The sequence below is a fragment of the Thermatribacter velox genome, assembly GCF_038396615.1.
Lineage (GTDB): Bacteria > Atribacterota > Atribacteria > Atribacterales > Thermatribacteraceae > Thermatribacter > Thermatribacter velox.
Genome location: NZ_CP121689.1, coordinates 1,742,836 through 1,769,382 on the forward strand (window position 1 = coordinate 1,742,836; position 26,547 = coordinate 1,769,382).

Here is a 26,547-nt window from a genome sequence, read left to right on the forward strand (position 1 = left end):
CACCACAAAACCCAGAGAATTGGCCATAAACCGGAGCGCTTATGCTCTCCTATCTTCCTCCACCAGCTCAGCACCAATGATCAGGCTGGTTATTTCTTCAGGAGTGGTCTCTTCTCGCAAGCGCTCCCCAACTTTCTCACCGCGACGCAGGACAACCATGCGATCAGCCACCTGGAAAACGTCGTAGAGTTGATGGCTGATTATGATTATTGCCACTCCCTGTTCCCGAAGGGTGCGGATGAGGTCCAGAACCTTGCGTTGTTCAGCAACGCCCAATGCGGCAGTGGGCTCGTCCATGATGAGCAGCTTAGCATTCCAGTAAATAGAACGTGAAATGGCTACCGACTGCCTCTGGCCACCCGAGAGGTTCTTGATCTTGCTCTTGAGTGAAGCGATTTCAATACCCAGGCGGTCCAGAATCTTCCTGGATTCTTCAAGCATATAGTCATGGTCCAGGACAGAGACCAGGCCCAGCCACTTTTTCAGCTTCTCTCTGCCCAGAAAAATGTTAGAGTACACATTCAGGTTCTCAGCCAGTGCCAGGTCCTGATAAATGGTCTCAATACCCAGCCGGATGGCGTCCATAGGGTTCTGGATTTTTACCTCTTTTCCTTCAAAGAAAATGCGCCCTTCGTCAGGCCGGTACACCCCGGATATTACCTTAATCAGCGTCGACTTGCCCGCTCCGTTGTCCCCGAGAAGAGCAACCACCTCTCCGGGATACACTTCCATACTCACCCGGTTCACCGCTACCAGACCGCCAAAGCGCTTGACAATGTCCCGCACTTCCAGAAGAGGTTTTCTCTCCTCCACTGCCTTCAACCTTCCTTTCTGTGCTCTTCCAGGAAAAACTGGTCAATCAAAACCGCCATGACCAGGATGATACCTACCCAGATGTACTTATTATAGGTGGGCAACCCCCGGTTTACCATTCCCGTCTCCAGAATCCCGATGATCAGCGTTCCCAGTATGGAACCAATCATGGTCCCGGTGCCCCCGTAAAGGCTGGCTCCGCCGATTACCACTGCAGCGATTGAGTCCAGCATTCTGGCTGCACCTGCATCAGCTCTCCCGGTAACGAAACGCAGGGTATACATCACTCCACCAAGCGCTGCAAAAAACGAGGAAATCATGTAAACCTTGATTAAGTGGCGCTCTACGTTGATGCCTGCCCGGCGGGCGGCATCGATGTTTCCTCCGATGGCATAGGTGTGCTGGCCAAACTGAGTCCGGGAAAGCAGAAAGGCAAAGACCAGAACCACCAGAAGTGCGAAAAAGAAAACGTTGGGAATAAGGGGAATCAGTTCTCGTATCTCGGCCCTACTGATGCCTTGAGGAGGACTCAGCCAGGTAAGCGCTTTCCCTGGCAAATAATACAGGAGATAGCCGTTACCGATAAAGCCCACCATTTTGGGAAGGTTGGCTATTGGGACATTACCACTTATAATCTCGGCAAAACCATAGGCGATACCATACATCCCGAAAGTGGCAATAAAGGGTGGAACGCGCATCCTGGCTACCAAAAATCCGTTGACAAAACCTGGTAAAAGCCCGATGAGCAGGCAACCACCAATCCCCAGCAAGATAGCCAGCGGCTCGGCCAAACCCAGGGCCTGCAGAGTAACCATGATTTTGGCACACACCACACAGGAAAAACCCATCACAAAGCCCACTGAAAGGTCAATCCCACCGCTTATGATTACAAAAGTTTCCCCAGCAGCGAGCAAAAGGATGGTGGTGGAAGCAACCAGGATGTTCTGGAAATTCCTGGCACTGAAAAACCCCATACCGGTAAGACTGAAGAAAGCAGCTTCACCGATCAGGAAGAAAAGGATCCAGTACCTGCCAAAGGTTTCCAGCCAGTGCTTTTTCCGAACGCTCAGAATCTGCACCGCAATCTCTCCTATTCAAAGCCCAGCTCAGGCAAGATTTGATCCACAATCACAGCAAAAATCAGAATAGCACCTACCGCAATGTAGCGGTAAAAAGGCATGATACCCGAAGTTAAAAAGCCTACCTCAAGAACCGACAAAATAAACACTCCCACCACTGTCTTAGCAATGCTCCCCTTACCTCCCATGAGACTGGCCCCACCGATTACCACCGCGGCAATGGCAAAAAGCTCTAAGCTCGACGCAAATTGCGTGTGAGTGCCAATGGAAAAAATGAAAATCGACATAATTCCACTCAAACCAGAAAGAAACGAGGAAATCATGTAAACCTTGATTAAGTGGCGCTCTACGTTGATGCCTGCCCGGCGGGCGGCATCGATGTTTCCTCCGATGGCATAGGTGTGCTGGCCAAACTGAGTCCGGGAAAGCAGAAAGGCAAAGACATAAAGGATAACTCCTACAATGATGATGGCGTAAGGGCCAATACCTACCAGATCCCTCACCCGCTCATCCAAAAAACCAATAGGGCTTCTGAAAAAGCTAAAACCTTCTCCCGGAAAATAATAAGCCAGAAAACCGTTGCCAATTTCGCCCACCTGAGGCGGTAAAAAGGTGACTGGAAAACCCTTGCTATAGCGCAGCGCAAAGCCGTTGGCAATGCCATAAGTACCCAAAGTGGCAATAAAAGGAGGAACTTTAAACTTGGCCACCAGGACGCCGTTCAAAAGACCCGGTAGAAAGCTCAACCCCACTCCCACCAGGACACCACAGAAAATGGAAAAGGCAGGAGAGAAATGCAGAGCAAAAAGGTCACGCATCACTATGGCTGCAATGACCGAAACCAGACCCCGTACAAAGCCCACCGAAAGGTCAATGCCCCCGGTAATAATGACAAAGGTCTCCGCTGCAGCAAGAAGTAACGCAGGGGAAGAACTGATCAGGATGTTGTTGAGGGTTTTAACCGCAAAAAAGCCCCGCCCCGCAAACCCAAAGACAAGCACCAGAAGGGCCAGAAATAGATAAACCCAATTTTCACCAAACCGTCCGGCTAATTGTGAATAACGCCTTGAGTTTGCAAGCATCGCAAAGAGAGGGAGAAACGGCGCTAAGCGCCGTTTCTCCTAAAAATCGCCTCGTTAATCTACTTTGTAGATGTACTGCTGTGCCTCCGGATCGTCCACGTTTTCCCTGGTGAAGAAGAAGAAACCAGGAACGATACGTTTGGGAACTTCCTGACCCTCTACAAAGTACTTGTAGGCCCACTCGACAGCCAGGGTTCCCATCTCGTAGGGCTTCTGGGCCAACACCAAATCCACCTTGCCTTCCCGCAAGGCTTTGATGAGGTCTTCGGTGGCGTCCCAGGAAGCAATTTTCACTGCACCCTTCAGGCCGGCATTCACCACTGCCTGATACGCTCCCTGTGCACTGTAAAGATTGGTACCAAAAATACCCACGATATCCGGGTTAGCCTGTAGCGCTGCAGCAACCTGCTGCTGGGCCTTTTCCTGAATGTCCAGGCAGTACTCAACGCCTACCAGCTCGATGTCCGGATACTCTGAAATCCCTTTCTTGAAGCCTTCAACCCGTTCCACAACGCTTGACACATCAGGGTTGGTGGTCTCCACAAAAACTTTGCCCTTTTTGCCAATCATTTCAGCAAGACGATGGGCTATTTCCACCCCACCCTGGAAATTGTCAGTCCCAATGAAAGTAAGCGGGAAAGAATACTCACTGGGCTTGGAGTAGTCACCATCACCGATGTAGGTATCTACGGTGATGATCTCTATACCACTATCATAAATGCGTTTCAGTGGCGCAATCAGAGCCTCTTTGGAAGTGGGTCCGGTGATAATCACGTCGATATCTCCGCGCGCTGCCACTGCTTCAAGAATGGGTACCTGCACTTCAGGACCCCAGGCCTTGGGGTACTCGGCCACGAAAAGCTCAAGACCCAGTTCCTTACACTTATCCTCAATGCCTTTTCCAATCATGTAATAAAAGGGATCACTGATAGCAGGACACCAGGCTATTTTGGGCTTTTTCCCTTGCGCCAGGGCTGCCACTGAGAGAAGAGAAACACCGAAAGCACAAACCAGAAGTAAAACCAAAAACTTCTTCACAAAAACCCCTCCCTTTCAAAAGAATTTGTTTTTATTATAGCACAGGGAGAGGCACTGAACTGGAGGCCTGCTCCAAGTTTTTTCAACACCCAGGCTAAATACTCAAAATCCTGTCGGCCTCTATGATTTCTTTCGCAATCTCAGCAAGCTTTTTGTTGCTATCCCGGCTTTTGCGCTGTAGGACTTTCATGGCTTCGTCTTCTTTTAAGTTATTTCTGTACATCAAAATCCCCTTTGCTTTCTCGATCAGCTTTCGCGCTTCCAGCCTCACCCAATATAAGGCTGTATCGCATGTACAAAGTCCACAAAATCCTCTATTTCGGAAAGACACCGATAAAGCGCCTCCACATCAATGGTTGCATATTCATGAATAAGGAGGTTGCGTAAACCCACCATACTGACCAGCCGTTGAGTAAGGTTCGAATCAATATACCCATTTTTCTCAAGAAGCGTAATACACTCAGAATAAGTAGCAGGGCTCCCCAGATTATTGAGACTTACCAGATGGCAAGCAATATCAATAACCGCCTGAATAGTTTCCAGTAAACCATACCGGAGTGCCCACTCCCGGATTTTATCAGCGCGGACTTCTTCAAGCTTTACTTTTTCTCGAAAAAGGGAAAGCTCTTTGATATTTTCTTCCAGTCGCCTGATGCGCTCAAGAAGCACTTCTTTTGCCAAAACGACCCTCCTCAATTCTTTGAAGCAAAGCCTGGTTTAGCAGGTTGCGGAGAAACTGGGTGTCAAGGAAGCGCAAAAAGGCTTTTTCTTTGAAAGCAACAAAACGCGCACTGTCTCGCGCAAAAAGCAATTCTCCACGGGCAACCTCGAAAGCCAAAGCTGGGTTTCGGGAAGGAAGATCATTCACAATAACCAAATCAACCTCTCTTCCCACGATTTCCTCCAAGCGGGCAACCAGAAAACCGATCTCCAAAAGCGAAAATTCCTGGTTAGTAGCAATACCCAGATCACAGTCGCTACCGGGATGCGGTTTTCCGCAGGCCAGCGAACCAAAAAGGATTGCAAAATCCACAAAATCGATACTTTCCAGGTATTCAATCAGTTTCTTACGTGTTGCTTCAGGTAAGCCCTTGGAAGTCATCGCGTTTTCTAAGGTTTTTTCAAAAATTCCTACTTCCCCAGCTCATCAAGCGTTCTTTTTACCACCGGCAAAAAGGTAAAAGCCGGCCCTCCGCCCATGACCACACCGACAAAAGCCGCCTCCAGAATTTCTTCACGTGAGGCACCGGCTTTTTGGGCTGCCCTGGTGTGCAGCAAAACACAGTTTTCACAGTGAATAGCCACACCAACTGCCAGCGCAATAAGCTCCTTGGTTTTTACATCCAAAACCCCTTCCTGCATTACCTGCTGATAAAAGCTGTTGAAAGCTCCCAGAGAAGCTGGTATCTCTTCTTTGAGCGCACGCAGTGCCGAGCGATATTCCTCCATGAACTGGTCAATATTCCCCACACAAAACACCTCCCTGATTATCAAACATAGGTTAACCAGTGCTTATAGTCGGGTTCCTCACCACGCACAATGCGGAAAAAGTGTTCCTGAAGTTTGCGAGTAACCGGACCAGGCTTTCCATCTCCAATCTGGCGGTTGTCGATTTCCACCACCGGAGTAATCTCTGCTGCGGTTCCGGTGAAAAACACCTCATCAGCAAGATACAGGTCGTCCCGAGTGCACAGAGTTTCCTCAACCTGCATCCCCAGGTTTCTGGCCAGCTGAATCACCGCATCGCGAGTGATGCCCAGAAGAATTGAATAAGGATGTGGCGTGAACAGTACACCATTTTTAACGTAGAAAATATTTTCTCCACTTCCCTCAGAAACAAATCCATCTTTGTCAAGCAGAATGGCCTCATCATAGCCCAGTTCCCGAGCTTCCATTTTAGCCAGAGCCGAATTGAGGTAATTGGCGCTCGCCTTGGCCCGAGGAGAACCGGCGTTTATATAAGTCCTTACATAGGAAGAAATCTTTGCTCGTATCCCTTCGGTGAGACCTTTGTCTCCCATGTACGCTCCCCAGCACCAGGCAGCAATAACGCAGTCCACCTGACACTCCGTAGGGTCCACTCCCATCCTGCCGTAGCCTCGGAAAGCAATGGGGCGAATATAGCACTCCTCAACTTGGTTTTCCCGAACTACCTGAAGCACCGCTTCCTCGATTTCTTTTTTGCTGTAAGGCAAGGCCATACGGATTATCTTTGCCGAATCGAAGAAACGCTGAATATGCTCTGGAAGACGGAAAACTGCAGGACCTTTTGACGTCCGGTAGCAGCGTATACCCTCGAAAATGGCTGTTCCATAATGAAGCGCATGAGAGAGCACATGAACCCTGGCTTCTTCCCACTTCAACAATTTACCGTTCATCCATATCCATCGCAATTCTTGCATCGGCCACACCCTTACCTCGTTTTTCCTTTTATTTTACCCAATTGCACAAGATAAAAAAATCGCTACAATAGAAAAAAACAAAAAGGGGGTGAAAAAAACGTTTTGGGATGAGCGTATGGAGCTTCTTCCCCGAGAAGAACTCCAAAAAATACAGCTTAACCGTTTAAAAAAGATTCTGGTCAGAGCCTACCATAACCTTCCTTACTACCGTAAAAAGCTCGATGAAGCCGGCGTTGACGTGTATCGTTTAAAAACGCTGGAAGACCTCAAGCACCTTCCCTTTACCACCAAATCCGACTTGCGCAAAAGCTACCCCTTCGGAGCTATAGCTGAGCCAATGCACAACATTGTCCGCATTCATTCCTCATCCGGAACTACAGGAACGGCAACCGTGGTGGGCTACACCCGCAAAGATATTGAAACCTGGGCAGAACTGATGGCAAGGACACTCTGTGGATGTGGTGTGACCGAAGAAGATATCATCCAGGTGGCTTTTGGATATGGGCTGTTTACGGGGGGTCTGGGGGTTCACTATGGAGCTGAAAAGCTGGGAGCAACGGTGGTTCCAGCCTCAGCCGGCAACACTCTACGTCAGATTCAGATTCTCAAAGATTTCAACATTTCGGTCCTCTGCTGCACGCCTTCTTATGCTCTGTATCTTGCCGAAGTGGCCCGGGAAAACCACATCGACTGGAGCCAGACCCGCTTTCGCCTGGGAATCTTCGGGGCCGAGCCCTGGTCAGAAGAGATGCGGGCAGAAATCCAGAAAAAGCTCCCCATTCAGGCTTTCGACATCTATGGATTGAGCGAGGTCATCGGCCCGGGCGTGGCATTTGAGTGCGAAGAACACCAGGGGCTCCACATTTCAGAAGACCACTTCCTGCCGGAAATCATCGACCCGGAAACTGGAGAAACACTTCCTGAAGGCACCGAGGGAGAACTGGTGTTCACCACCCTGACCAAAGAAGGAACACCGGTCATTCGCTATCGCACTGGAGACATTTCAGCCCTGTATTATGAGCCCTGCCGGTGTGGAAGGACCCTGGTGCGCATGAAGCGGGTCGCTTCCCGAACTGACGATATGCTCATCGTCCGGGGAGTAAACGTGTATCCCTCCCAAATCGAGAGCGTGCTCTTAAGTTTCGATGGTGTGGAACCCCATTACCAGATCGTGCTTACCCGAGAAAACTATCTGGACAAGATGGAAATACACGTTGAGGTCTCTCCAGAGGTATTTTCAGATGAGGTCAAAAAGCTGGAACAGCTAAGAAATGCTATTCAGGAAAAACTCAAAGCCGAGTTGAACCTCAGCTCTGAAGTAAAACTTCTGGAACCTAAAAGCTTGCAGAGAACAGAAGGCAAAGCCAGGAGAGTCCTTGACCTGAGAAAAAAAGAGGGGTCAAAATGAAACAGATTTCGGTTTTTCTGGAAAACAAACCCGGGAGTCTCCATAAGGTGCTTCAAAAGCTCAAAGAGTGGGGTATCAACCTGAGAGCTCTGGCCCTCGCTGACACCGCCGATTTTGGAGTTTTGCGATTCATTGCTGAAAACCCTGAAGAAGTAGCCGAAAAACTCAAGCAGGAAAACTTCACTGCCACCATAACTCCGGTTATCGCGGTAGGGGTTGAAGACCGACCTGGAGGGCTGTGTGAAATCGTGGGCTTGCTTGCCGAACAGGGAATATCCATTGAATACCTCTACGCCTTTGTATCTCCGCAGAAAGACAAAGCCTACGTGGTGCTGCGGGTTGAAAATCCTGAACAGGCAGAAGCCATTCTTCGCAAAAAGGGAAAAGAAATCCTGGAAAAAATTCCGGTTTAGAAAAAGCTGCTGGCGTGCGCCAGCAGCTTTTTTCAGTCTACATTCACCACCACTTTCACCGATTCAGCTTTGTTCTGGTGAGCAAACTCCAGAGCTTTCTGGGTTTCCTCCAAAGAGAAACGGTGGGTAATCAGGGCCTTGAGGTTAACCTTGCCAGAGTTAAGTAAATCCACACAGCCCGGATAGGTATTGGCATATCTGAAAATACCCAGCACATCGAGTTCCTTATCAATAACTTTGATGATATCGTAATCGATTCGGCTTTGAGAGGGAAGACCCACCAGCACCACTTTACCTCCCCGTTTGACCACTTCAGTAGTCTGCTGGGTGGTTGCCACACTTCCTGCAGTTTCAAAAACCACATCCACTCCCTTTCCACCAGTAAGCTCTTTGACCCACTCCACAACGTCAACTTCTCGGGCATTGGCAACTTCCGCAGCACCGAGCTCCCGAGCTTTTTCAAGGCGCAGGGCGTAAATGTCCACCGTAAACACCCTGCCCACACCCCGGGCAAGCAAAACCAGAAGGGTGACCAGACCAATGGGGCCACTGCCAAGAACCAGCGCACTCTGTCCAGGCTCGATACCGGAACGCCTCACTGCATAGAAACCCACCGACAAAGGCTCCACCAGTGCCGCTTCTTCAAAGCTGACTCCCTCTCCTATGCGATAGGTGAAACTTGCCGGGTGAGTAACATACTCACAGAAAGTACCATCAATGGGAGGAGTGGCCCAGAAAACCACGTCCGGGCAAAGGTTATAGCGCCCCGAACGGCAAAATTCACACTTTCCGCAGGGAATGCCCGGCTCCATGGTGACTCTGTCACCCGGGCGCAGAGTCTTCACCTTGGAGCCCACTTCAACTACCTCGCCTGAGCACTCATGCCCCAGTACAAAAGGCGGCTTTACCACGTAATCCCCTATTCTACCCTCTGTAAAATAGTGGACGTCGGAACCACACACTCCCACGCTTTTTATGCGTATCAACACTTCTTCCTCAAGAGGTACCGGGACTGGCCTTTCCTCAATCTCGATTTTTCCAATGTCCCGCATAACTGCAACCTTCATAGTGTTTTGCATGATACATGCCTCCTTACTTTGCCGACGCTTCTATAACTTTCCGCAAAAATTCTTCTTCGGGATAGGCCCCCTCAAAAGAAACCTTTTCGTTAATCACCACTTTGGGAACCGCACGCACCGCATAGCGGTGAGCAAGATGGGGAAACTCAGCTACCTCAACCATGGCTGAACTAACCTTTTCACTGGCAATGGCCATCTTATGAGCAAGAACTACGGCTTGAGCGCAATAGGGACAGGTAAGAGTCACGAAAACCTGGATGGAAACCGCCTCAGGGAGGTTGCGTAGTGCTTCCTGGGTTTCGGGAAGCAAATCTACGCTACCCCGGGAAACCCAGAATAAGGTCTCTATAAATCCAGAAAACTCATAACCCGAAGGTATTCCGTAGAAACGGACGCCATAGTCCTTTTCCCCTTCCACCACAATGGCCGGTATCTTGTCAATGCCATACTCCTTAACCTTTTCTTTATCAAGAATAAAGTTGTAAATTTCAAGTTCAAGCAGTGGCGAAAGTGCAACTACTTCCTGGAGTAAAGCTCGGGTAGCCTGGCAGGTCTCACATTCGAGCTCCTGCGTGAAGAACTTCAGAGTAACTTTCCCTTCCAAGTTCTCCTGCAAAAATTTGATGAGAGTCTCCTTATCCTTGTCCTGCAAAAAAGCCATCTTATTCCCCCCTTTGTAAAAGAATTTCCAACTGGCGCTCAAAGCCCGGAAGGTCTTTTAGCTCACCATCCAGACAGCGTTCTGCATAGCGAATGGCGCCATTACGGTCGATGATAAAAACATTCCATTCCAGAAGCCCCATTCCGTCTAACACTCCAAAGCTACGCCCCAGCCGGAGCAGAGGGTCACCAAATACCTGACAATCAGTTTTCACCTGGGTGAGAAAGCCACGCAGTGCAGGGAACGGATCGCCGCTTACCACCAGGAAAAGCCCGCCTCGCTCCCTTATGCTTTTACTCAACTCCTGATATTCGGGAAGGAACTCACCGAACAGAGGGCTAAAAACCGAATCCACAAAGAGGATGACCGCCGGGGTGCGTCTGATGAAGTCCGAAAGCGCAACCAGGTTACCCAGTGCGTCATAAAGAAGGCCGTCGGGGAATGCCTCGTTAAGCCTTGGCTTCTGCCTCCATAAAAATCCGAGCACTTCCTGCATGAAAGCCGGCAATTCTTGAGAGCTTCTCGCTGTTATAACGTTACCGTCAACTACCACCGGAAGATCCACAAACTCTCCACCGGCATTCTCAACGTCATCTCTTACGGAAACCGCCCCGGTGACTCTTTTACCCCGCACCACCCCAGCAGAAATAAGCACCCAGGGGCCATGATGCAGAGCGGCAACCAGCTTTCCCTGCTGATAGCACTCTCTGACTAAGTTGACCACTGCCGGATAACGGCGCAAATAGGCAGGGGCGAAACCACCGGGAACTACCACGCCATCAAACTTGCTGGCATCAACTGAAGAAGCGAGTTTTTCAACCCGCACTGCAAAATTATGCCTTCCCAGGTAATCCCCCTGTGTGCCGGTACCAATGGTCTCTACTTCCATCCCTTCTTCACGGAGACGAAGCAAAGTGTACCAGACATCCAGTTCCTGATATAAATTTTCAACCAGCAAGGCAATCCGTTTGGAGGCCAATCAGGACCCACCTCCCCACTCCTTCTTAAGGCCACTGAGGTAAACAAAGTGTCTGCGTTCTTCGTCAATCACCTTTTGCAGCCACTCCATTTTTGCCTGGGGAACAAAATCAGCAAAACCTTGATAAAAGAGAATACTCTCTTTTTCCACCTCAATGCCAAAATTAATGGCTTCGATAAGGTCAGCCTGAGGAGAAGGCACCCCCACTCCTCGCAACACTTTTCCCAACACCCCATCTTCAACGATGGCCCTCAAATAACTTTCCACCTCTTCCATGGTATCGATGAATTCCGCCTGGTCGTCTATTTCGTTCAGCAGGGAAGAAAAAAATTCCAAATGCTTCTCCTCCTCATCCCTCAAAAGAGAAAAAGCTTCCTTAGCAGAAGAGCTGGTCGCTCTTTGAAGTAATTCTTCATAAAAAGCCATGCCTTTTTTCTCAAGTTCTACCGCCATGGTGAGAATCTCCTGAGGAGAAAAGCGCATTACCATAGCTCCTTCACCCTCTCCAAAGCTTTTTTCCATTTTAGCACTTTTGGCGCTGGCAAGTCACTATACGGAAAAAACTGCCTTTCAGACCACAACCTGCACCAGCTGAAGTCAGTAGCCAAAAACAAACTAACCGAAACAAGTTCTTCCCATCGCAAACATAATATAGAATTATAGATATTGATAAAAACTACGCTAAGCAGGGGGTTGCTATGGGAGTAATTCGCACACCCAAACCAGTGAAACTTTTTATCGCTATCCTTTATCCGGAACGGGAAATTCTGGAAAGCGTAAAGCCGGCGCTTCGGGAACATTTTGGAGAAATAGAATGGGAAAGCCCTCACCTTCCCTTCACCCACACCGATTATTACCGCTCTATCGGAGAAAAATTAACCCGGGTTTTTCTGGTTTTTGAACCTCTCATAGACCCGGGACAGTTAGCCGATATCAAAATCACCACCAACCAGATAGAAGCCCAGACTGGGGATGGGGAAAAAGAGCGGAGAATCAATCTGGATCCGGGATACTTTGACGGAGGAAAAATCGTTCTAGCCACCACCAAAAATTTTTCCCACCGGGTATACATTGGAAAAGGAATCTATGCAGAAGCCACCATCAAGTGGGAGAAGGGAGCTTTTCGCCCCTTTGAGTACACCTACCCGGATTATGCAAGCGAAGCCTATCAGCCGATTCTGTTAAAAATTCGCGAGTTATACCGTAAATCACTGGCAGAAAGAGAATCTTCAACCAGGTAATCAATCAAATCCTTAAAACTCATACCGATAGCCCGACAGGCCTGAGGAATAAGGCTGGTAGGAGTAAGACCGGGTATGGTGTTGATTTCAAGAAGATAGATCTGGCCTTCTTCTTCATCGTATATGAAGTCAGACCTTGACATGCCCCGACAACCCAGGGTCTTATGAGTAAGCAAAGCAATCTCCTGCAAGCGCTGTATCACATTTTCGGGAAGAGGGGCAGGGGTGATTTCCAGCGTAGCTCCGGGCGTGTACTTGGAAAAATAGTCAAAAAACTCGGCATCGCGAGGCACAATGAGGGTAGGAGGTAAAGGCAAGATTTCTTTCCCTCCACCACCCAGCACGCCACAGGTTACTTCTTTCCCTTTAATTCTTTTTTCCACGATAATTTCCCCATCCAGCTTCAAGGCTTCATCGATGGCTTCCCTGAGTTTCTGGTAATTTTCGACCATAAAAACGCCAATGCTTGAACCCTGAGCAGCTGGCTTCACCACAAAAGAGTCCAAAGACCGAACCCGAGCCAGAACCTCCTCTGGCCTCTCTTCCCACTCTCTTCTTCTCACCACCACACCCGGGGGCACCAGAATACCTGTATGCTCGGCAACGGCCCTGAAAAAAGCCTTGTGCATCCCCAGAGCGCTGGCAGTAACTCCTGAACCCACATAAGCAATTCCCGCTATCTCCAGCAAACCTTGAATAGTGCCATCTTCACCAAACCTACCATGCAAAACTATGAACACAAGGTCTACTTCTCTGCGAAGCACTTCTATGGCCTCGCCAATCTGATAGTCCTTAAAATGCAGCTCCTCCAAGGCCATGGGTGCGGTCAGAAAGGTAGTGGCAATCCTCCATTGGCCCTCCCGGTCGATAATCACTGGACGAACCAGATATTTTCGGTAGTCAGCATGCTGAACGACGCCTCTTCCTGAACTCAGACTAACCTCGTGTTCCTCGCCCAGGCCACCCATTAATACGGCTAAACGGATTTTTGCCATTCCCTTACTCCTCCAAAAAGACGGCGATATTCTTCACAGGAAGAAAGAAGCTCTTCGTGAGAACCCTCAGCTCGAACCGTTCCATCCCAGAGCAAAACTATCCTGTCTAAGTCTTTGACCATAGCCGGCGAGTGTGCCACCACGATGACAATTTTGCTGCGGTCAATTTCGGAGATTGCTTCGCGGATGTAACGCTCTGATTCCGGATCCAGGTTGGAAGTTGCCTCATCAAAGACCAGAATGGGCGGGTCTTTTAAAAAAGCCCGGGCAATGGCAATGCGCTGCTTCTGACCTCCGGAAAGGCGACATCCGGCATCTCCAACGTTGGTATCGTAACCCTTCTCAAGGGCCATCACAAAATCATGAGCCCGTGCTTTTTTTGAAGCCTCAAAAATTTCCGCAGGTTGGGCATCGAGCTTCCCGTACAGGATGTTCTCCCAGACTGTTCCCCCCAAAACCAGAGCATCCTGAAGCACTACCCCTATCAGATTGCGTAGTGAAGAAAGCTTGATTTTGCGGATATCAATCCCGTCTATCTCGATGTTCCCTGAATCTGGGTCGTAAAAGCGGAGAAGCAGGTTGATTAAGGTGCTCTTTCCGGCTCCACTGGGACCTACAATGCCCACTTTTTCACCAACTTTGACTTCCAGGTTAAAGTTCTTAAGCACCTTTTCACCTTGATAGGAGAAGGACACGTCCCGAATTCGCAATCCACGGGTCACTTCCTTTTTCTCGATACTTCCTTCTTCATCTTTTACCTGGGGAGGAATATCCAGAAATTCGAAAATACGCTCTGCTGAAGCCAGGCTTTGCTGGAGAATCTGAAAACCCCTGCTGAAGCTGGAAAGAGGTGACGCAGCAGTAACCAGGTAGCCAAGAAAAGCAACCAGACCACCCGGTGTCAGGTTCCCCTGGATCACTTCTCTCCCCCCAAACCAGATCACCGCAGTGAGAGCACAGGAAGCAACCAGCTCCACAAGTGGCGTAAGCAAGGCCTTGGCGCGGGCCTGCTTCATGGCCAATCTGAAGTTGACTTCATTTTCAGCTTCAAAACGCTGCACCTCATAGGGGGAACTTACGTAAGATTGAATAATTTTCATTCCAGTAACCGCCCGCTCGATGAGCGAAGTCAGGGTCGCTGTTTTCTTTTGAAGCAGGTGCGAAGCTCCACGAATCTTTCTGCCCAGATAATCTATACACAGCCCCACCAAAGGGAAAACAGCAACCGAAAAAAGGGCCAGTTTCCAGTGGATGAAAAACAGAAAAACCATGGAACCCAAGAAAATCATGATATCCATAAAAATGTTCAAAAACACATTGGCAAAAAAGTTCTGAAGAATGGATATATCATTGGTCATGCGGGAAATAACTTCACCAGTTGGATTTTCATGGAAAAAGGAGGCAGAAAGATTGTGCAAGTGCGCATAAAGCTCAGAACGCAAACGGGTGATGGTTCTGAAACCAGCGATGGAAATCCAATAGTTCTGCACATAAGATGCAACACCTTTCACAAAAAAGATGATCACCACTCCAAAAGAAATGAGCATCAAAAGGCGAATGTTGCGCTCCAGAAGCACCTTATCAATGATATCCTTTACCAACCAGGGGAGAACTATGCTAAAGCTGGCCCCAACAATGGCCATCAAAATAGCACCCAGAACAAACTTCCAGTAAGGTCGCAAATACCTTAGTAAACGTCCGAGGCTGCTCTTTCTGAAAACATTTTTACTTTTTAAGAAATGCGCAGACTTTTTCAGCCAGCAGCTCCGCTGCATTCCAGGTAACCCTCTTCTCTATTGGAGGAAGTCCTAAAATTCCTTTTCTTTCAAGTTCCTCCTTCACCTTTATTACCACTTCCCGGGCAGTGATTCGCCCTCTGCATTCGGGGAAAATCTGGGCATCAAAAACCCGATTGGGAAGAGAAACCCATCTGATTTTTCGATTCAATCTTTCAACTAACCTGGGCTTTACTATTTTACTCCAAAACGGCAAAACATCCAGCAGTCCCCAGAGACCCTGAAGGGGAACTTTCTCCATGCCTTGCCAAAGCGGCAGTACCACCACTCCCTTTTTCCCCCGATAGGCCACCTCCAGGTTCACCGATCCAGGAACCATGATCGCCAAATCACTCCCTTCAATCAGAGAGGAAGTATGCCCCCAAACCGGCTTGAGCAAAGGAGGAACCCGGATGGAAAGAGCAGATAAGCTCTCTGGTTCCAGAAATTCTGGAAACCCCAGCACAAAAGAGGCCTGGGGATAGAACTCTCTATGTAAGAGAGAAGCTATTTCAGAATAAAAAGGCAGGATATAGGGATAAAGAAGCGGGCGACTGCCAGGAAGAAACAAAAAACGGGGCCTCCCCAATTCAAAAAACTTTTGAGCATTCTCGAAGGGAGCCAAACACAAAGACTGCAAAAGGTCACCGAGCAGAAAACGTTTGTTGGGAGGATAATGCTCGAAATCCTTTTCAAAGCGTACCAGAAAAAGGTCCACCTTTTTGATTTCGCGGGGAGGAACACCGTAAGCCCAGAGCGAGTATCCACTTTTTCGCTTCAGTCGATAGGCGTAAAAAAGGTCTCCACCCATAAAAAGTACCAGTCCCGAAGTCGGAAAAGTAACCCGTTCCAAAAACAGAAACCTGAAAATATGCCGGGAATCTATAACTTTTTCAACAAGTGGTAAATCTCGGGTGATTTTCTCTTCCCAACCACTCGCAAACTGGCAAGGGGGAATGAACACCCAGACTCGCACTTCCCGGGTCATTGTCTGGAGCGCTTCCAGAAATGGGCGCAGACTGTAGCAGACCTCGCCAGGACCATTGACAGTCACCAGGAGCAGAGATGGCTCACAAATATCTTTTCACCACCTGGGCCACGTTTTCAAAAGGATTGCCCCGACAGAGTTGTTCCCGTAGTTTCCTGCTCCAGAGCTTTGCCTGTTCCTCTCTCTTTTTGCCTTCATTCAGAAACTTTTCTACTTCTTGAATTAATCGTTCCGGCCCGAAATCATCCTGAATGAGCTCCGGGAAGATTTCTTCTTGAGCAAGGATGTTAGGAAGCCCCACCCAGCTGCTTTTAACCAATAGCTTCGCCAGCCGGTAGGTCAACCCAGAAACCCTGTAAACGATAATCTGCGGAACACCGAGAAGGGCCATCTCCAAGGTTATCGTGCCAGAGCAGGAAATGGAAAAAAGGGCTTCCTGGGCAACATGGTAAAGCTCCTGGTGTGCAACCAGGGTCACCGGCAAGCTTTGCAATTTTTCATCCACCACACTTTGTATTTCCGAAGAAGCGGTGACCAGTTTCCAAACCAAATAAGGGTATTTTTCGGTGAGGACCTGCAAAGCAGGGAACACTCGCTCGAGATAGGCTTCAACTTCACCTGTCCTGCTTCCCGGAAGTAAAAGCACCGTTTTCCTGTCTCTTTTTTCCTGACTCTCTTGTTTTTTCTCAAACTGCTCTACGAACCAAGCTACCGGATGTCCCACCCATAAGGCTTTCTTAGGGTCAAAATACGCTTCCTCCCAGGGAAATATGGTGCATATGGAGCTTGCCCAGCGAGAAAGTTTTTTTGCTCTACCTTGCCCCCACACCCAGACCTGGGGAGGAACAAAGTAAACCACCGGCAAACCCTGAGTATAACAAAAACGGGCCAATCGCAGGTTAAACCCCGGGTTATCCACCAGAAGCACACAGCGAGGACGTGCAGAAAGAAGATAGCGGGTAGTTTTTCTGAAAAGAGACCACCAGCCACTCAGAGAACGCAGCGCTTCCCAAATGCCTACTGTGGCCATGCACTGTGTATCACCGAGCAGCAAGGCACCGGCTGCCCGAAGAGCCTCTCCCCCCAGAGCAACCACCGAAAGTTCAGGATAGATTTTGTGCAGGGACTCAATTACCAGGGATGCATAACGGTCCCCAGAAACTTCTCCGGTAGACACAAAAACTGTTGCATTAGAAGGAAAAGCTTTCATCTTTTGAAATGCCTACAATACTTACACCCAGCAGGTTGGCAAGGTGAACCACTTCAGGAAAATTGACAATCAGCGTTTTACGAGCTTCAAGGGCAATGACACCACCCTGTTTGCCAAGAGCACGGACAGTCTCTTCACCAATCGCCGGCACATCCACAAAGAAATCCTGTCTACTGCGCGCCATCTTCACCACCACCACTTCACCTTTTCCAAAAGATACACCTCTCCGGATAGTCTCAGTGGTGCCTTCTGCTGCCTCAACGGCAAGCACTGCACCTTCTTTAAGCACCACAGTTTGTCCCACTTCCCAATCAGCAAGAAAAGAAGCAATCTTCACACCCTTTTTGATGTCTACCCAATGCTGGGGGGTGGGCTTTTTAACGGTGAGCGGACCCGGTGGCGTCAGGCTGCTGGATAGAAAATCAACCGGCGAGAGCAAATGATGGTTTCTCTCTCTAAAGAAGGTAAATACTGCTTCCAGAATTTGCCGGTCAGCCTTTGCAGTCAAGCGGGACAAAAAAAGTTTCAGGTCATCAGCAATAAACTCTTCGCAAAATAAAAACCCCCGAGGAACTTTGCCGGCAAAACACAAACAGTGGAGAGAATTGTCATTCAGATAGTCCAGGATGTTCTGTAGGGAAAAACGCTGGTCTACAAAATCGAGAATCAGCGAAGGCCTATAATGTAAAAAAGAGTAACCGTATACTTTCACCCGGGCAAAGCTTTTTTGAGCTTCCTGATACACCAGCTCAGGAACCAGTCCTTCTCCAGCGATCAAAAGCAGTCCCTCACTCAGCACTTTCTTTCAACCCCCGGTTCTCTCTCCAGCGCAAAACGCCCCTTTTGCTCTCTTCAAAAAAGGCAACGATTTCCCGAGCTACCTCTTGAGAAAATTCTTCTCTCACCATCTCCAGGGCTTTACCAAGCGGGAGTGAAGAGTGATAAAGAATTCGATAAATCCTTTTGATCAATTCTCGCTCTTTGGCAGAGAAGCCTCTGCGGCGCAAGCCCACCACGTTTAAGCCGAATATTTGAGCCGGGTGTCCATCAACGAGCAAAAAGGGCGGAACATCCATGACTACTTTGGAAAGCCCTCCCACCATAGCCAGCCTCCCAATACGCACAAATTGGTGCACTCCCACATACCCACTGAGCACTGCCTGAGGACCGACGGTCACATAGCCAGCCAGGGCTGCTCCATTAGCCATGGTTACCTCATCCCCGATTTCGCAATTGTGAGCGATATGGCAGTAAGCCATTATGAAGCAGTTATTGCCCACCCGCGTTGACTTCCCCTCACCGGTGGCCCGGTGTATGGTAACAAACTCCCTCAAAACGGTATTATCACCAATCACTACTTCGCTATCCTCGCCCCGATAAGCAACGTCCTGGGGTGGAGCACCCAGAACCACATGGTGACCTATGGTGCAGTTTTTTCCAATACTTACTCTGCCCTCAATAACCGAAAAAGCACCAATTTTGGTCCCCTCACCAATCCGCACTCCTCCACCAATAATCGAGTAAGGACCCACTTCCACACCGGTATCCAGAAGAGCTCCCTTTTCAATGCAGGCAGTAGGATGAATATTCACTGTTTGCAGCCATCTCCTCACTAAGCAATTTCGCCATTTCACGATTTAGGCTGTGACCCGAGCGTACTGCAAAAAAGCAACCCCGAATCCGCACCTGAAGCAGAAATAGGTCACCCAGAAAATCCAGGACCTTATGCAGGGCAGGCTCTCCGGGGGAACGAAGCGGCAGCGAAGGACAACCCTGGGCATCGAAAATTATCGCCCAGTCTTGGGCTCCCTTTCCCAAACCGCTTGCTTTAAGGTAAGGCAACTCAAAATGAAAAGCAAAAGTGCGTGAAGCGGCCAGTTCCAGAAAAGGATCTTCCTCACTGAAGGTCACGAATTGAGCAAAACGAGAATGCTCCACAGCATCCAGAAAATAGAAAACTTGCATTTTTTGAGCAGGAAAAGCCAGAATGTAGTTCTGGCCATCCCCAACCTGCAGAAAACGGCGAATCTCAAAAAACGGAGAGCGAGCGTCCTGAACAATAATACCTGCTCGACCAAACTTTTCAACCCAGATACGAGAGCTGGTATCTCCTGCAGGCAATTCGTTTCCCCAAACCAGAACCTCCAGATTGTCAATACCCATAAGGTAACAGGCAGCCAGGAAATGCTCCACCGTCTTGAGTTCTACACCTTCTCTCATCAGGGAAGTGGAACGGGGAAAAGGAGAAAGCCACTGCAAAGAAGCGGGAATGACAGTTTCCCCACAGGAAGAATAAACTCTGAAAACAATACCCTGGCTCACTTTACCAGGAAATACTTTAACTCTGGTTTCCTCCCCACTGTGCAGTCCCTTACCCTGTACTTCGAAAGGTTGAGCAATGGTCCTCTGGAAGTGCCAGGCTTCATTCATTGCTTGCGGAAAACAGCCTTCTCCAGTTTCCTGATGCGCTGGAAAAGCTCGGGCAGTTTTCGTATCAGTGCCTGCTGGCGCATCTCCCGGTGATGCTCCTGAGCAGGAAAACCAGAAACCACCGCGTCAGGACCAACCTCAGACACCACTCCCCCTCTCGCCGCTACCCGGGTAGCTCTGCGCACCCGGGTATGGTCAACCACTCCACTTTGCCCACCCAGAACAGCCAAATCTTCAACCACCGAACTTCCTGCAATACCAGATTGAGCAGCAATCAGCACTTGTTCACCAATTCGGACATTGTGAGCTATCATAACCAAGTTATCTATCTTGGTCCCCCGACCAATTCTCGTTTCTCCCAGCGTAGCCCGGTCTACAGTTGAATTGGAGCCAATTTCCACCTCATCTTCGATAACCACCCGGCCCAAGTGTGGTATTTTCAGGTGCTTTTCCCCATCCCATTCATAGCCAAACCCATCTCCACCGATAACCACACCGGGGTGCAGAATAACCCGGTTACCAATTTCACAATCTGCTCCGATGACCACACCTGGGTAGATGAGACAACCCGAACCGATACGGACTCGCTCTCCAATGTAAACCCGAGGAAAAATTTTGGTTTGCGCCCCAACCTGGGCTCCCTTTTCAATCACTGCAAAGGGCCCAACCCAGACTCCTTCACCAAGAGAAGCTTCAGGATGCACAAAAGCACTGGGGTGCACACCTTCTCTTTCTTCCGTTCGAGAAAACAAAGGGGCAATCTTCGCAAAAGCTAAGCGAGGATGGGCAACCACCAGGAGATTTCTATCGGGAAACTCAGCAACAAACTTTTCTTCCACAACCAGAACCCGAGAACGGGAAGAGCGTACTTCCTCCAGAAATTCTTCCCGAAACAGAAAAACCAGCTCCCCCGGTTCTGCTTGAGCGGGAGTGTTAAGACCCGTAATCTCAAAATCGGGGTCACCGACTACGGTGACCCCGCCTAAAAGCGTAGCAACCTCTTTTAACTTCAAGGTATTGCTCGACCTCGATTTCCTCTTTACTTATTTTGTGCAGCCACTACTTTCTCAAGCTCTGCAAGCACCTGTTCCGTAATATCCACGCCTCCATAAAAAACAAGGGGTATATCCAGGAGTTCCTTCTGGCTCACCGGAACTCGCACTTCACTCCGTAAAACCAGAGTAAGCCCCTGTGCTTCAGCAACCTGCTTGATTGCCTGAATAATATCCTGGTAGCGCTGATTGACCAAATCCTGGCGCTCAGCAAGCATGGCATCCCGAACTGGCTTCCACTCGGCGTTCATTTCTTCTTCAAGCTTTTGAACCTCTTCCCGAGTTTTTCCTTTGCCTTTTTCGTTAAGCTCGGCTTGCCTTTTTTGCATCTCATCGAGCAGCTTCTGCTCCAAATCAGCGATTTTCTGGGTGTTGGGATGTGCCGCAAAAACCTTGTTAATATCCACCAAACCGATTTTTACATCAGCTGGTTTGGCAGCAGCCCAGGACACCACAGAAAAGCCCAACAGCGAAACAACCGTTACCAGTGCTACAACCACTAAACGTCCACGCATAAATTCTCTCCTCTCTTTTTAGAAAGTATGGCCAATACTGAAATAGGTTTGACCCCCATGTTCTCCTATACCGTAATCCAGGCGCACCGGACCGATGGGGGTATCAACCCGGATGCCCACTCCGTAACCAGTCTTTATGTCCTCAAAAGAAACTGGCTCTTCATAAGGCCAGGCATAACCCGCGTCGCCAAAAAACACCACCTGGGTGTTTTCAGAAACTGTCCAGCGGTATTCAAGGTTAAACACCAGCATCTTTTCCCCTTCAAACTCAAAGAGGTCGTATCCCCGCAGCGTATTCACTCCACCAACACCAAATTTTTCATAGTCGGGAAGCGGTGTATCAGCAGTGCCACCCAGAAGGCGTAGAGCCAGCACTGTGTCTGGACCGGTATCAATAAAATGGCGCACATCCAGCACGTATTTGGCAAAGGTATTGTCGCCACCGAGCGCCCCACCAGCAAGTTCAGCTTCTAAAGCAGCATACCACCCTTCCTTAGGGTCAAGAACGCTATCCCGGGTGTCATAAATAATCATTGGAGACAGAGAATTGGTCACCCCACCCCGATCGGGAGCCTCCCCTTCCAAAACGGTAATATCTATCCTTTCAGATTTGGCTGTCAAGCGCCAGGCCCAGTCTTCGTTGATTTTGCGTCCAAACACCAGCTGCCCACCTATTCTCTCTTCCTCATACTTCCCAATTTCTACACCGCTTTCGTAGTTAGTCCGCTCTTTAACCTGGTCATAAAGGCTCAGAGCAAGCAGGGTGGGGTCTCCCAGAAACCAGGGTTCCTCAAAATACAACCGGTACAGGGTACGCGAGCCAAACTCATAACGAAGTTCCACTTTCTGACCGTTACCCCCCAGGTTGGCTTCCTGGTACCTGACGTAACCCAGCCAGCCTTCTTCGCTGTTGTATCCTACACCCACTCCTGCCAAACCGGTTTTCTTTTCAACCACCCCAATAACCAGCTTGATATGTTCCTGGTCACTACCCGGTTCAAGCTTCATGGAAAGGTCTTCAAAAAATCCCAAGTCATAAATCTTTTGCATATTCTTCTTAATACGGGCAAAATCAAAAATTACTGGCGGCTCAAAATCCAGTTCTCTTCTCAAAACATACTCCTTGGTTTTCTCAAGGCCTTCGAAAATCACCTCTTCAATAATGCCCTCATGAATGGTGAAACGCAAAATGCCGTTCTCAAAGTTAATTCCATCTATATAGGCCACAATAAAACCGCTGTCGCTGTAAAGCGCTTTGATGCGCTCCAGGTCACGCTGGAAGATTTTCCAGTTCATCACCTGACCCGGGGAAACAATCATGACCTTCCTGATTTCTTCAGTACTTAACGCTGTGTTACCAGAGATGGCAATTTCCTGGATTACCGGGAATTCTTCAACCTTGTAGATAACCTCTACCCCATCTGGATACTTCTTGGTATCCACCCACACCTTGGAAAAGTAGCCCAGGTCATAAATCGATTTAAGGTCATTTTTAATTTTTTCAGGATTAAAAGGTTCTTTCAAAGAGAGAGAAACCGCCGACAGAATAAGCTGCTCATTGATATGCTGGTTTCCTTCCACCCGTATTGCAACCACCGGGGGAAAACTTTCTTGAGCAAAAACTGGAAAAACCCAGACCAACATCAAAAAGAAAATTAGAAATCCCATCCACCTTATCTTTGCCACTTTTCAACCCCCCGTTTAGCATTTAAAACCTGGTCGTAAATTCCAGTTCCCAACTCAAGCCTTTCTCCTTATCGACTTCCGTTTTGAAAGACCAGTTTTCATTCACGTTCAAATCAAAATAAACGGCCGAGTGCTCTCCTCCGCTTAAGTCTTGAGTATACCCTATTACTAAATCATTTCCAAGTCTCTTTTCAAGGGTTAATTCATAAAACCAGGAACCATTAGAAAAAACTGGGTTAATTTCCAGATTCAAAAAACCAGAAAGACTGCTCAAAAAATCTCCCTTACCTCCAGTAAGGAAGGAAAAAAGCTCCCAGAAGAGTGGACCAACATTGATATCGGAAAGAGAAGCGTAGGCATTACGGTCACCAGTGAAAAGCAAAGAAAGAATCTCTTCTCGACTGAGGGCTGGCTCTGAAGCCAGCTTCAACTGGTATGTGCTCAAGGGCCCCTGGGCAGTAAGTCTTATTTTATAACCGTCCACCTCGCAAGAACCATAAAGGTCCAGCTGGGGTTCCAGATCAAAAAGTTCTCCAAAGTAGACCTTGCCGGCAAGCGGTATCTTACGCATAACCAGGTTGTACATTCCATCTACAACCTGCAGGGTACCACTCAGGCTACTTTCGCCATTGCCTGCCCGCAAAAGCAGGTTTCCCGCAAGAGCAACCTCCATGAAGCGGGTCTTTACCACAAAGGGCTTGCTGGAGGTTTTTAGTTCAAGCTCGATATCCACCGGTAAGTCAAGAAGTACTTGCTCAACACTTGCTAAGGAAAAACCCGTGTCCTCCGAAGCGAGCCGATTCGGATAGGTATGGTCCCATCTTCCGTCCTCAACCAGCAAAGAACCCTGCAAGAGAGGCTGTTTCCAGCTTCCGGAAAGCTTAGCCTCACCAAGAAGCTGGCCACTAAGCGCTTCTCCAAGGCCCAGTTGGGAGCAGTCTCCACGGAAAGAAAGTGCCACATCCAGTCCTTCCCTGGTCAAATCACCCGAAAGTACTCCGCTGATACCGGATAGTACAGCTTCTCCCCTGGTAATATGCAATTTTTCCTGAGTGATTTGTCCCTCCACGGAAGTGAGCGCAAGCACTTCCCGTCCGGACTGCAAAATTTTTGCCTCCCGCAAAAAGACGTCTCCCCCAACCTGGGGTTGCTCAAGTTTCCCCCAGAACCTGATTCTACCTTCACCACAAAGCTGCAACAAAAAGTCCTGCCAGGGAATCTCCAAGAAGGGTTCCACAGTAAGTAAACAGTTAACGTCAACCAGATTCTCCTCAAGGTCCAACATGCCGTCAAGGCCTACTTTCAGATTCCCCGAGGTATCCTTTAAAGAAAGGTCTTCAATCACCAGTTTCTTCCCATCAAACCTGCCTTGTAAACTCCCCAAAAGGAGAGGCAATTTGGGATAGGAAAAAGTGAGTTCTTCAACGCGAAGCATCCAGTTTTTTGAGCTACTATCCAACTCGAGAAAGAGATTTCCGCTGGATTCAATCTGATACCGCTCCAGAAGCGAAATCCCCAAACTCCGCAAGTCCAAACCCACCACACGCACAAAGCCCTTATTCCAGTTTTCCGGACTCAGATAAGAGGTGAGGGGTAAATGCTCCCCTTTTCCCGGCAATTTCAGATTGCCCTCAAAAAGCACTTCAAAACTTTCACCCAGCTGCCTACCCCGCAAAAGGAGGTTATTACCTTTACCCTGAAGGGCAAAGGTAACCCTTTCCCAGGGACCCTTAATGGAAAGGCTACCTTCTTCCAGCTTTCCCTGTAAGGCAAACTGATTTTCGGGAAGCGTGACCCCAGCAATTTCCCCTTCTAAAGAAACTTCTTGAGCAGGAATCACCCATCCAGAAAGTTTCAATCTTCCCAGCTCGGAAATCCTGGTCTCCAACACCTGCACCGCTATCTTTTCGTCCTCAAGGAAACCCTCAAAAGCCAGGTCTTTCCCCTCAAAACCAGCCCAACGCCACAACGGAGCATGCAACGCAACCCGGAAAGCCTGCTCTCCTTCGCCTTTTTCAAGTTCCAGATCACCGCTGGCCTGAAAAGCCAGCTGGTAACCATCTTGGTCTGCCTCAAAAAGAAAATCTCGCAACCTCAGGGCAACCTCCAGTCGTTCGCCTTTCCTGGTAAGAAAAGCCTGCGCTTCACCCTCTTTTCCCTTGAGGTTTAGCTGGGCTTCCAGGTCGTTCACGCTTTTGAAAAGCAACTGGCCTTCGGAAACCTCAGCAAGGTACGAAGAACCCCAGAATATTTCTCCTCCTTTAAGGAGAAACGTAAAGCGCAATTCGTCTTTCTCCCCTTTTATATCGATTTTCCCATCCAGAGTTCCACCAAGTGGCAAATTTGCAAAGGAAGCAACCAGGCTCTGCAAGGAAACCTGACTGAATGCTCCCTTCCCATCAAAGGAACCCTGCCGCCAGGTGCCTGCAAGCTGGATGGTACCCCCAAAAAGAACTGCTTCTCCAGATACAGAAGCTGTCCCATTTGCAGTAATTCGAAGCTCCAGGCGTGGCTTTTCCAGCTGCCACTCCTTAAAGTTTAACGCATCCGAAGCAAAGAACAGGTGTCCGTTCTCAAGGCCTTCTTTTCCAAAACGTAAAGTACCGCGCAGAGCACCCTTCCCTTCGAGTCCGCTCCAGAAGGGGTTACCGTCAAGCGAACAGGAAGCACTGGAAAGTTCCAGTACCAGTTCACCGTTTTCAAAACCCAGATACCCTTCTCCAGCCACTCCCACGCCCTGAAGGAGAGACCCAGGTTTAACCTGAAAATAGAGTTTCTGGTCATTCCCACCTCGCAGCTCACCCTGAAGCGAGGTGGAACTCGCTTCCTCTTTTAAACACCACAAAGCCCGCAGCGGTTCCTCGTCGAATAAGGCCTGCACGTCCAGCTCGAAAACTTTCCCGCCCAGTCCCTGGATTTTACCCTCTAAAAGGCTCGATTTTTCAGAAAAATCTACACTTCCCCGGCCCTGAAAAGAAAACGCATCTTCTGCACTTTTTAAAGAAATGCTATCCAGGGAAAACATTTTCTTTTCCTCATCCCAGACCAGTGCTGATTCCAGAGAAGCTTCAAGGGGGCTATTCAGGCGACCCCACAGCATGCCATCGCTCAAAGAGTAACGTAACTCACCCTGCCAGGAATCCCCCTGCAAGGGAAAAGCGAAGTCAACAGCTACCGTACGGTCGAAATTGAAATGGCCGGAAATTTTGGCCTCACCCTTGAAGGCCGAAAACCTGAACCCCTCAGCATCACGGGCAAAAACAGCGTTTTCAAGCGAAAAGCGCCGTTTACCCTCCAGAATCAGCTCCTCTACCCGGAACGAGAAAGAGGGCAACTTTTGGAAATCAAAGCCTGCGAAGGCTTGTAAAAAGCTCAGATCAATAACCTGTAAGCGAACCTGATTTGAGGAAACCAGAAAAACCGGCCCCTTTCCCAAACCCAGCCAGGAAAGGAAGCGAACACGGAAAAACGCCCTGGGAAAATATAAAGCAAAACCCTTCCCAGTAATCCGAAGATTTTCAAACGCCAGACTTCCAGGACCAGCAAGGCGCACTTTTTCAAAATCAAAATGCACGTCTGGCAAACTCGCAGTCCAGCTCAAAAAAGCATCCTGAAGCCCATACTGTAGCGGTACGTAAACCGCACCAACCGCTGCAACCAGCCCCAGAGCAACCAGTATCCAAAGAAGCGACTTTCCCAAA

General features: G+C 48.9%; 27 protein-coding genes. 3 read left to right on the plus strand and 24 right to left on the minus strand.

Features of this window, described 5'->3' with window-relative positions:
- Positions 1 to 39: 39 nt before the first annotated feature.
- The 9 genes from QBE54_RS08615 to ilvE form a co-directional block, all read right to left on the minus strand.
- Entirely contained in the window at positions 40 to 813 is a 774-nt protein-coding gene (locus QBE54_RS08615; RefSeq protein ID WP_369017787.1) for an ATP-binding cassette domain-containing protein, read from the minus strand.
- Positions 814 to 818: 5 nt separating this feature from the next.
- Positions 819 to 1,892 carry an ABC transporter permease gene (locus QBE54_RS08620; RefSeq protein WP_369017788.1) on the minus strand — a complete coding sequence of 358 codons (1,074 nt, stop codon included), beginning with the start codon at positions 1,890 to 1,892 and terminating at the stop codon, positions 819 to 821.
- Positions 1,893 to 1,903: 11 nt separating this feature from the next.
- Entirely contained in the window at positions 1,904 to 2,974 is a 1,071-nt protein-coding gene (locus QBE54_RS08625) for an ABC transporter permease (protein ID WP_369017789.1), read from the minus strand.
- Positions 2,975 to 3,028: 54 nt separating this feature from the next.
- Complete coding sequence (locus tag QBE54_RS08630) at positions 3,029 to 4,012, minus strand: ABC transporter substrate-binding protein (protein WP_369017790.1); 984 nt, start codon at positions 4,010 to 4,012, stop codon at positions 3,029 to 3,031.
- 94 nt (positions 4,013 to 4,106) lie between these two features.
- A complete protein-coding gene (locus QBE54_RS08635) occupies positions 4,107 to 4,235 on the minus strand; it encodes an ANTAR domain-containing protein (protein WP_369017791.1) in 129 nt (42 codons plus the stop codon).
- Positions 4,236 to 4,279: 44 nt separating this feature from the next.
- A complete protein-coding gene (locus tag QBE54_RS08640; RefSeq protein ID WP_369017792.1) occupies positions 4,280 to 4,693 on the minus strand; it encodes a DUF86 domain-containing protein in 414 nt (137 codons plus the stop codon).
- A complete protein-coding gene (locus tag QBE54_RS08645; RefSeq protein WP_369017793.1) occupies positions 4,671 to 5,114 on the minus strand; it encodes a nucleotidyltransferase domain-containing protein in 444 nt (147 codons plus the stop codon). The genes QBE54_RS08640 and QBE54_RS08645 overlap by 23 nt, the downstream gene beginning before the upstream one ends.
- A 29-nt stretch (positions 5,115 to 5,143) precedes the next feature.
- Complete coding sequence (locus QBE54_RS08650; protein WP_369017794.1) at positions 5,144 to 5,482, minus strand: carboxymuconolactone decarboxylase family protein; 339 nt, start codon at positions 5,480 to 5,482, stop codon at positions 5,144 to 5,146.
- Between the two features lie 20 nt (positions 5,483 to 5,502).
- Positions 5,503 to 6,414, minus strand: a complete 912-nt coding sequence (gene ilvE, locus QBE54_RS08655) for a branched-chain-amino-acid transaminase (protein WP_369017795.1) — start codon at positions 6,412 to 6,414, stop codon at positions 5,503 to 5,505.
- A gap of 115 nt (positions 6,415 to 6,529) precedes the next feature.
- On the opposite strand from ilvE, the gene QBE54_RS08660 reads away from it, so the two are divergent.
- Together QBE54_RS08660 and QBE54_RS08665 are read left to right on the plus strand one after the other, a co-directional pair.
- Positions 6,530 to 7,822 (plus strand): phenylacetate--CoA ligase family protein, encoded by a 1,293-nt coding sequence (locus QBE54_RS08660; protein ID WP_369019425.1) that lies wholly within the window; start codon positions 6,530 to 6,532, stop codon positions 7,820 to 7,822.
- Positions 7,819 to 8,235 carry an ACT domain-containing protein gene (locus QBE54_RS08665; RefSeq protein ID WP_369017796.1) on the plus strand — a complete coding sequence of 139 codons (417 nt, stop codon included), beginning with the start codon at positions 7,819 to 7,821 and terminating at the stop codon, positions 8,233 to 8,235. Before QBE54_RS08660 ends, QBE54_RS08665 begins: the two co-directional genes overlap by 4 nt.
- 32 nt (positions 8,236 to 8,267) lie before the next feature.
- Here the strand turns inward: QBE54_RS08665 and QBE54_RS08670 are convergent, their stop codons facing one another.
- Genes QBE54_RS08670 through QBE54_RS08685 form a run of 4 tightly spaced genes read right to left on the minus strand, consistent with a single transcriptional unit; the run spans position 8,268 to position 11,476 of the window.
- Positions 8,268 to 9,314: an NAD(P)-dependent alcohol dehydrogenase gene (locus QBE54_RS08670; protein WP_369017797.1), complete on the minus strand. Its 1,047-nt coding sequence runs from the start codon at positions 9,312 to 9,314 to the stop codon at positions 8,268 to 8,270.
- A gap of 13 nt (positions 9,315 to 9,327) precedes the next feature.
- Positions 9,328 to 9,975 (minus strand): thioredoxin family protein, encoded by a 648-nt coding sequence (locus QBE54_RS08675; RefSeq protein WP_369017798.1) that lies wholly within the window; start codon positions 9,973 to 9,975, stop codon positions 9,328 to 9,330.
- Position 9,976: 1 nt separating this feature from the next.
- The gene (locus QBE54_RS08680; protein ID WP_369017799.1) at positions 9,977 to 10,954 is read right to left on the minus strand and encodes a DJ-1/PfpI/YhbO family deglycase/protease; all 978 of its coding nucleotides are present in this window, start codon (positions 10,952 to 10,954) and stop codon (positions 9,977 to 9,979) included.
- Entirely contained in the window at positions 10,955 to 11,476 is a 522-nt protein-coding gene (locus tag QBE54_RS08685; RefSeq protein WP_369017800.1) for a ferritin family protein, read from the minus strand. It abuts the gene before it with no gap.
- A gap of 176 nt (positions 11,477 to 11,652) precedes the next feature.
- On the opposite strand from QBE54_RS08685, the gene QBE54_RS08690 reads away from it, so the two are divergent.
- Positions 11,653 to 12,195, plus strand: coding sequence for a DUF4416 family protein (locus tag QBE54_RS08690; RefSeq protein ID WP_369017801.1), 543 nt, complete (start codon positions 11,653 to 11,655; stop codon positions 12,193 to 12,195).
- On the opposite strand, the gene QBE54_RS08695 is transcribed toward QBE54_RS08690, so the two are convergent.
- From QBE54_RS08695 to QBE54_RS08745, 11 genes are all read right to left on the minus strand, one after another.
- On the minus strand, positions 12,123 to 13,190 hold the full coding sequence (locus tag QBE54_RS08695) for a D-alanine--D-alanine ligase (protein ID WP_369017802.1): 1,068 nt from the start codon (positions 13,188 to 13,190) through the stop codon (positions 12,123 to 12,125). The genes QBE54_RS08690 and QBE54_RS08695 overlap by 73 nt on opposite strands.
- Positions 13,172 to 14,833, minus strand: a complete 1,662-nt coding sequence (locus QBE54_RS08700; RefSeq protein ID WP_369017803.1) for an ABC transporter ATP-binding protein — start codon at positions 14,831 to 14,833, stop codon at positions 13,172 to 13,174. Before QBE54_RS08700 ends, QBE54_RS08695 begins: the two co-directional genes overlap by 19 nt.
- An 82-nt stretch (positions 14,834 to 14,915) precedes the next feature.
- A complete protein-coding gene (locus QBE54_RS08705; protein ID WP_369017804.1) occupies positions 14,916 to 16,019 on the minus strand; it encodes a hypothetical protein in 1,104 nt (367 codons plus the stop codon).
- A 16-nt stretch (positions 16,020 to 16,035) separates the two neighbouring features.
- Positions 16,036 to 17,163 carry a lipid-A-disaccharide synthase gene (gene lpxB, locus QBE54_RS08710; protein WP_369017805.1) on the minus strand — a complete coding sequence of 376 codons (1,128 nt, stop codon included), beginning with the start codon at positions 17,161 to 17,163 and terminating at the stop codon, positions 16,036 to 16,038.
- The gene (locus QBE54_RS08715; protein WP_369017806.1) at positions 17,144 to 17,962 is read right to left on the minus strand and encodes an LpxI family protein; all 819 of its coding nucleotides are present in this window, start codon (positions 17,960 to 17,962) and stop codon (positions 17,144 to 17,146) included. Before QBE54_RS08715 ends, lpxB begins: the two co-directional genes overlap by 20 nt.
- Positions 17,952 to 18,755: an acyl-ACP--UDP-N-acetylglucosamine O-acyltransferase gene (gene lpxA / locus QBE54_RS08720; RefSeq protein ID WP_369017807.1), complete on the minus strand. Its 804-nt coding sequence runs from the start codon at positions 18,753 to 18,755 to the stop codon at positions 17,952 to 17,954. Before lpxA ends, QBE54_RS08715 begins: the two co-directional genes overlap by 11 nt.
- Positions 18,727 to 19,593, minus strand: a complete 867-nt coding sequence (locus QBE54_RS08725) for a UDP-3-O-acyl-N-acetylglucosamine deacetylase (RefSeq protein ID WP_369017808.1) — start codon at positions 19,591 to 19,593, stop codon at positions 18,727 to 18,729. The genes lpxA and QBE54_RS08725 overlap by 29 nt, the downstream gene beginning before the upstream one ends.
- Positions 19,590 to 20,606, minus strand: coding sequence for a UDP-3-O-(3-hydroxymyristoyl)glucosamine N-acyltransferase (gene lpxD / locus QBE54_RS08730; protein WP_369017809.1), 1,017 nt, complete (start codon positions 20,604 to 20,606; stop codon positions 19,590 to 19,592). Before lpxD ends, QBE54_RS08725 begins: the two co-directional genes overlap by 4 nt.
- A gap of 26 nt (positions 20,607 to 20,632) precedes the next feature.
- Positions 20,633 to 21,160: an OmpH family outer membrane protein gene (locus QBE54_RS08735; RefSeq protein WP_369017810.1), complete on the minus strand. Its 528-nt coding sequence runs from the start codon at positions 21,158 to 21,160 to the stop codon at positions 20,633 to 20,635.
- Between the two features lie 18 nt (positions 21,161 to 21,178).
- Entirely contained in the window at positions 21,179 to 22,846 is a 1,668-nt protein-coding gene (locus tag QBE54_RS08740) for an outer membrane protein assembly factor (RefSeq protein WP_369017811.1), read from the minus strand.
- A 22-nt stretch (positions 22,847 to 22,868) separates the two neighbouring features.
- A complete protein-coding gene (locus QBE54_RS08745; protein WP_369017812.1) occupies positions 22,869 to 26,546 on the minus strand; it encodes a translocation/assembly module TamB domain-containing protein in 3,678 nt (1,225 codons plus the stop codon).
- Between the last annotated feature and the right edge of the window lies 1 nt (position 26,547).